The sequence below is a fragment of the Streptomyces sp. NPDC085596 genome, assembly GCF_044541565.1.
Taxonomy (GTDB): domain Bacteria; phylum Actinomycetota; class Actinomycetes; order Streptomycetales; family Streptomycetaceae; genus Streptomyces.
The window spans coordinates 95,195-101,692 of sequence record NZ_JBITTC010000013.1 but is presented as its reverse complement, the minus strand read 5'-3'; the positions used below and the strand labels follow the sequence as shown (position 1 = coordinate 101,692).

Sequence of the window (6,498 nt, the reverse complement as noted above, 5' to 3'; positions counted from 1 at the left end):
AACGTGCAGGTCTACCAGCGGGCCCTGTCCGCCACCGAGGTGTCCTCGCTCTACGGAAAGGGCCGCACCGGCGGCACCGTCGGCTCCTCCACCGCGCAGACCACGAAGTACGCCTACGACAAGCGCGGTCTGCCGTCGTCGATGACGGACGCGGAGAACCACACCACCGACTACACCTACGACGAGGCCGGCAACCTCGCGGTCACCACCGCCCCGGCGGTCCAGTCGGAGGCCGACGGCACCAACCCCGACACCGTCCGTCCGGTCACCACCTCCGGGTTCAACACCTTCGGCGAAGCCGTCGAGGAGAAGGACCCCAACGGCCTGGTCACCGGCACGGCGTACGACGCGGAGGGCAACAAGGTCTCCGAGACCCTGCCGTCCTACACCCCGTCGGGCGCCGCGCAGCCCAACGCGGGCACGACCGTGTGGACCTACGACAGCGAAGGGAACCAGACCTCCGTCACCTCACCGGGCGGCAAGACCTCGTCGAACCTGTTCGACCAGCTCGGCGACGTGGTCCAGAGCACCGCGCCGGACGGCACCAAGACCCATGCCGTCTACGACACGGCCGGTGACCAGCTCTCGGCGACGGACCCGACCGGTGCCCAGACGCAGGCGACGTACGACTTCATGGGCCGTCCGCTGACGCAGACGACGCTGGAGCGCTACCCGTCGACCCGGACGCTGACCTCCACCAGCTCCTACGCGGTCACCACCGGAAACCCCTACGGCGCGCACGTCGCCTCGACCACCAGCCCCGGCGGTGTGTCGTCGACGTACGCCTACAACCGCGCGGGTGACATCACCTCGGTCACCGACGCGGCCGGCAACGCCACCAAGTACGCCTACGACTTCGAGGGCAACCCGTCGAAGACGACCCTGGCGGACGGCACCTACACGACGACCGACTACAACGCGTCCGGCGACCCGACGGCCACGCACTCCTACGACGCCGGCGGCACCCAGCTCTGGACCACGTCGCAGCAGTACGACGGCGTCGGCAACATGACCGCCGCGACGGACGCCAACGGTCACACCAGCCAGTTCACCTATGACGCGGCCGGGACGATCACCCAGGAGACGCAGCCGGTCGACGCGACGACGTCGATCACCACGACCTTCGGCTACGACCAGGCGGGCAACCGCACCCGGTTCACCGACGGCCGCGGCAACTCCTGGCGCTACGCGTACACGCCGTGGGGTCAGCAGGAGAAGGTGATCGAGCCGACCACGTCGAAGTTCAGCTCGGCGGCCGACTCGACCACGACCTTCGCCTACGACGCGGACGGCCAGGCGACGAAGGCCACCCTGCCGGGCGGCACCACGACGTCGATGACGTACGACGGCAACGGCCAGCTGAAGACGATGTCCGGCTCCGGCGCGGACGCGGTGACGGCCACCCGCAGCTTCTCCTACGACACCGACGGCCGCGTGCTGTCGGCGGACACGGCGGAGGCGGGCACGGTCGGAGCGGTCGACCACCAGAGCGCGACGCACGACGCGTTCACCTACGACGACCGCGGTGACACCCTGACGACGTCGGGCTCGGCCGGTTCGTCCAGCTTCGCCTACAACAACGACGGCGCGATGACCTCGCGCACGGACGCCGCGGGCACCACGTCCTACGGCTACGACACCGCGGGCCGCCTGTCCTCGCTCAACGACGCGGCGACCGGCACCCAGCTCACCTACTCCTACGACCAGCTCAACCAGGTCAAGTCCGTCAAGTACGGTGCGACCGGCCAGACCCGCACCTTCGGGTACAACACCGCGCACGAGCTCACCACCGACACCCTGGTCCAGGGCGCGTCTACCCTGGCGAGCTTCGCCTACGGCTACGACAAGAACGGCAACCTGACGTCGAAGACGACGACAGGCGTGTCGGGCGCGTCCAGCAACACCTACGGCTACGACTGGGCGAACCGCCTCACGTCGTGGAACAACGGCTCCACCAACACGACGTACGGGTACGACGCCTCGGGCAACCGCATCCGCAAGGGCTCGGACGTCTACACGTACGACCAGCGCGACCAGCTGACGTCGGACGGTGTCCACACCTACGACTACTCGGCACGCGGCGCGATGACCCAGGAGTCGTCGGCGTCCGGCACGCTGTCGTACAAGACGGACGCGTTCGGCGACCAGATCGTCGCGGGTGACCAGGCGTACAACCTGGACGCGGTGGGCCGCAACATCACCGACCGGGACACCTCGGCCGGCGGACTCACGCGGACCTTCGCCTACTCGGGCGGGGGCAACACCATCGCCTCGGACGGCGACTTCACCTACACCCACGACACGGGCGGCGGTGTGGTCGGTGTGAAGCCGGTCGGCGGCGGCGCCGGAGCGCTGGCCCTGACCGACCAGCACAACGACGTGGTCGGCACCTTCACCTCCGGCGCGACCGCGCTGGCCGGCTCGGCCTCCTACGACCCGCTGGGCAAGGTGGTCTCGCCGACCGACACGGTCACCGGCCACCTGGGCTTCCAGTCCGGCTGGACCGAGCCCGGCTCGGGTGACGTGGGCACGGCCTCGCGCTGGTACAACCCGGACACCGGGCAGTTCCTCAACAAGGACAGCATGTCCTTGGACGCGGTGCCGAACTCGGTGGCGGCGAACCCGTTCGCCTATGTCGACGACAACCCGCTGGCAGGTACCGACGAGTCGGGCAACTGCTCCTGGTACGACGTGGTCTGCGGGGCGAAGAAGGCCGCGCACCATGTGGCCCACACGGTCAAGCATGTGGCGCACAAGGTCTACCACGCGGCCAAGCATGTGGCCCGCAAGGTGGTCCACGCGGTCAAGCACGTGGCACACAAGGTCGCGCACCATGTGCGGGACGTCTACCACGCCACGGTCCGGGCTGTGCGTCGCGTCTACCACTACGCGGCACGGCACGTCAGACGCGCGTATCACCAGGTAGTCCATGCGGTGCACTCGGCTTACCACGCGGTGAAGAAGGCCGCGCACCGGGTGGTCCACGCGGTGAAGAAGGCGGCGAAGAAGGTCGCCCACGCGGTGAAGAAGGCCGCGCACGCGGTGGCCCATGCCGCCCGTACGGCCTACCACGCCACGGTCAAGGCGGCGAAGACGGCGACGAAGTTCGTCAAGAACCACGCCGCCGCGATCACGTCGCTCGTGGTCTCCACCGCGGTCTTCGCGGGCTGTGAAGCCTTCACGGCCGGCATCGGCTCCATCGGCTGCGCGGCCGTCGCCGGCGCGGCGGGCGCCCTGGTCGAACAGGGCTTCAAGTGCGCCGACAACGGCGGCGACGACTGCAGCGTGGGCGCCTTCGCGGGCTCGGCGGTCGAGGGCGCGGTAACCGGCGCGGCCGGCGGAGCCCTCGGCGAACTCGGCGGCAAGATCCTCGCCAAGGCGGCCCCCAAGGCCCTCGAGGTCGCGGGCGGCCTCTTCGGTAAGGGAGCGACAGAAGCCGGCGAATCAGCCACAGCCGACGCGACGGACGAAGCCGCGGCAGCGGCAAAGTCCGAGGCATCGGGAACCAAGTCCCAGTCCCACTCGGACGAGGCACCGGCGGAAGAAGGCGCTAGCTGCCCGATCAGGCCGCACAGCTTCACCGGCTCGACGCAGGTCCTGATGGCCGACGGTACGACCAAGGCCATCGATCACATTAAGGTCGGCGACACGATAGCCAACTCGGTGCCTGGCGCTAAGGGCACGGAGGCGCACAAGGTCACGGCGGTGATCGTGACGCACACGGACCACGACTTCGTGGACCTGGCGATCAGGAAGACCGGTGACAAGCGCTCGGTGAAGGCCGGCGCCAAGTCCCTGGCCAAGAAGGCGGCCCGCAAGGCGGCCTTCGGTCTGGCAGCGTCGGCCGCGGTCCTGGGCGCACTGTCGGCCGCCCACGGCCACGGTGACACCCATCCGGCGACGGCACCGGTGGCAGCGGTCACCAAGGCGTCTTCGACACAGGTGACCGAGCCGAAGCCCGCGCACCTGACGACGACCTTCCACCACCCCTTCTACGACGAGACCCAGTCAGCCTTCGTCGAAGCCAAGGACCTCAACCCCGGCGACGTCCTCCAGACGCCCACCGGCACGACCGAGGTCACCGGTGTCCGCCTGTTCCACGCGGACACCACGACGTATGACCTCACCATCGGAGCCCTCCACACGTACTACGTGGAGGCTGGCAACACTCCAATCCTCGTTCACAACATCAAGCCGGGCGATAAGTTCGAATGCGGGGTCGGCGGTGAAATCACAGATCCGCAGTTCACGGGTGTCAGTCTGAACAAGCAGATCGGAGATGCATACGCCAACGATATGGCTGCAGGTATCCCGGGTGCTAAGCGCGAGGTGAGCCATTCCATGGCGAATGGAACCACTCGGCGGACGGACATCGAAGCTCCCCTTCCTTCGGGTGGCACCAAGGGAATCGAAGTGAAGGTGGGGCGCGTCTCCAACGTTTCGTCGATCCGACAGGAGATGGCGAACGATGCGACGTTGCTCAGCGATGGAACTCACGCGGAGCAAGAATGGGAATTCTTTAGGAGCCCTTTGACCGGAAAGATGGGTCCGACCGGTAGCGTTGCCTGGCGACTCCTTAATCAAGGGGCCAAGATCAAGCTTCACTACTAGCACTCCATTCGTCGGATGCCCGCGTGGAAGACTTCCTCTTGATGGAGGGATTCACGCGGGCATCCGCGCACTTCTGCGCTAGAGTGCTGTGCTGTTGATTCAGGGGGGTCTTGTGGATGTTGGGAGTGGTGGTGCTTAGTGACCGCACAGGAAGTGTTTTCCGCGGCAGTTCGACAGGGTGTTGCTCCGGAGTTGCGGAAGCAGGGCTTCGTCGGATCTGGTCAGGTGTTCGAGCTCCCGGATCCGAACGTTTGGCTGCTGCTCGGTATTCAGAAGTCATCCGGTGCGTCTGTGGATCGACTGAAATTCACTGTAAATCTTGCGGCGGTACCCAAGGGGAAGTGGCAAGAAATTCTTGACTCGGGGGCCAAGTATCCGTCGCGACCGAGTCCCAATAAGGTTTACGGCAAGTGGGCCTGGTGGGCGAGGATTGGTGAACTGATGCCGGGCGGGCAAGACTTGTGGTGGGTCGTTACAGGCGATGCCGGGAAGGGTGACTTGGTGCGCAAGGTCGTGTCAGCGTGTGTAGAGTATGGAATTCCTGCTTTGCGAGAGCAGGGTAATTTGTATGGATGAGTTTAGGGTGTGTGGTCTGGGGGTGTGGAGCCCCATCGCGGTTCGGTAATAAATTACACGAGGCCGGCGTGTTTCTCGGAAGCTTCGAATAATGCTCCTCCTCCGCGCCTAGCTAAGCCCGTCGTCTGCTTTTCGCTCATTCTTCAAGGAAACTCCCCGTGAACCCCTTCATAGCCATAGCCGGGGTAAGTGCCCTCGGTTACGCCGCCGTCACCATCCCCCGCAATGCCCGCAAGGCACGGGCGCAGCGGGCCGAGCAGGCGGCCAGGACGAAGCGGGTAGTGATTGATCCCGTCGAGTTCGGGCTCGTGCCGGGGGATCAGCTGGACGCGCAGTATGCCGGGCCGGACCCGGAGGCGGATGCCGTTGCCGCGGCGGCTGTCGCCGGGGACTGGCGGGTCGCGGCCAACTACCTGGCGGGGGCCGGGCGGGACTGGGATCTGCGGTGGTACCGGCTCGGCATCCTCGTGCACGCGGCCGTGGAGGACGACGGTTGGCTGCTGGAGTGGCGCAGGGAGTACCCGCACGACCCCGCCGCCGCCCTCGTCCACGCCGACGCGCTGGTCGCGTTCGCCGGCGAGGCCCGCGGCGCGAAGGGCGCGAAGCACACCACCGCCGAACAGTTCGAGAACTTCCACCAGTTGCTCGCCCAGGCGCTGCCCGCGTGCGAAGAGGCGGCCCGGATGGCGCCCGACGACCCGACCCCCTGGGTCGCCCAGATCACCATCGCCCTGGGCCTGGGCTGGTCGCACGACCACTTCCGGGCGCTGTGGGCCGAGATCACGGCCCGCGACCCGCACCACTTCGGCGCCCACGTGGCGGCCCTTCAGTACTGGTGCGCGAAGTGGCGCGGCTCCGACGAGCTGATGTTCACCTTCGCCGAAGAGGCCGTCGCCTCCGCGCCCCGAGGCAGCCTGCTCCCCGTACTGCGCCTGTATGCAGCGTTCGAGCACCAGTTCCGGGTGAACGACCTGTCCGTCTACCAGAAGCCGTTCATGACCACGGCCATCGACGCCACCCTGGACGCGGTCGACCAGGTACCGGCCGACCACCACCGTCTCCCTACCGTCCGCCATCTGCTGGCCAACGCGCTGTTCCGCACCGAGCGGTTCGCGGAGGGCGTCGAGCAGTTCCGGGCCGTCGGTGCCTATATCGGCGGCGTCCCGTGGAGCTACTCCGGCAACTCGGTCAAGTCGTTCGTCCACGCCCGTACCAACACCTTCATCGGGTGGGACAAGGAGGGCCGTCCGGCGCCCCCGGCCCGTGCCGCCCGCTGACGAGAACCCGCTTGTCACACCCCTCGCCTAAGAT

Annotated in this window: 3 protein-coding genes; all 3 read left to right on the top strand. The window is 67.2% G+C overall.

The features are described 5' to 3' along the window. The coding region (locus ACIGA3_RS29830; protein WP_399721512.1) for an RHS repeat-associated core domain-containing protein at positions 1–4,611 on the top strand (4,611 nt) is incomplete at its 5' end. Positions 4,612–4,749: 138 nt separating this feature from the next. Then, entirely contained in the window at positions 4,750–5,187 is a 438-nt protein-coding gene (locus tag ACIGA3_RS29825) for a DUF4304 domain-containing protein (protein ID WP_399721511.1), read from the top strand. A gap of 158 nt (positions 5,188–5,345) precedes the next feature. Then, a complete protein-coding gene (locus tag ACIGA3_RS29820; protein ID WP_399721510.1) occupies positions 5,346–6,464 on the top strand; it encodes a hypothetical protein in 1,119 nt (372 codons plus the stop codon). Positions 6,465–6,498 lie beyond the last annotated feature (34 nt).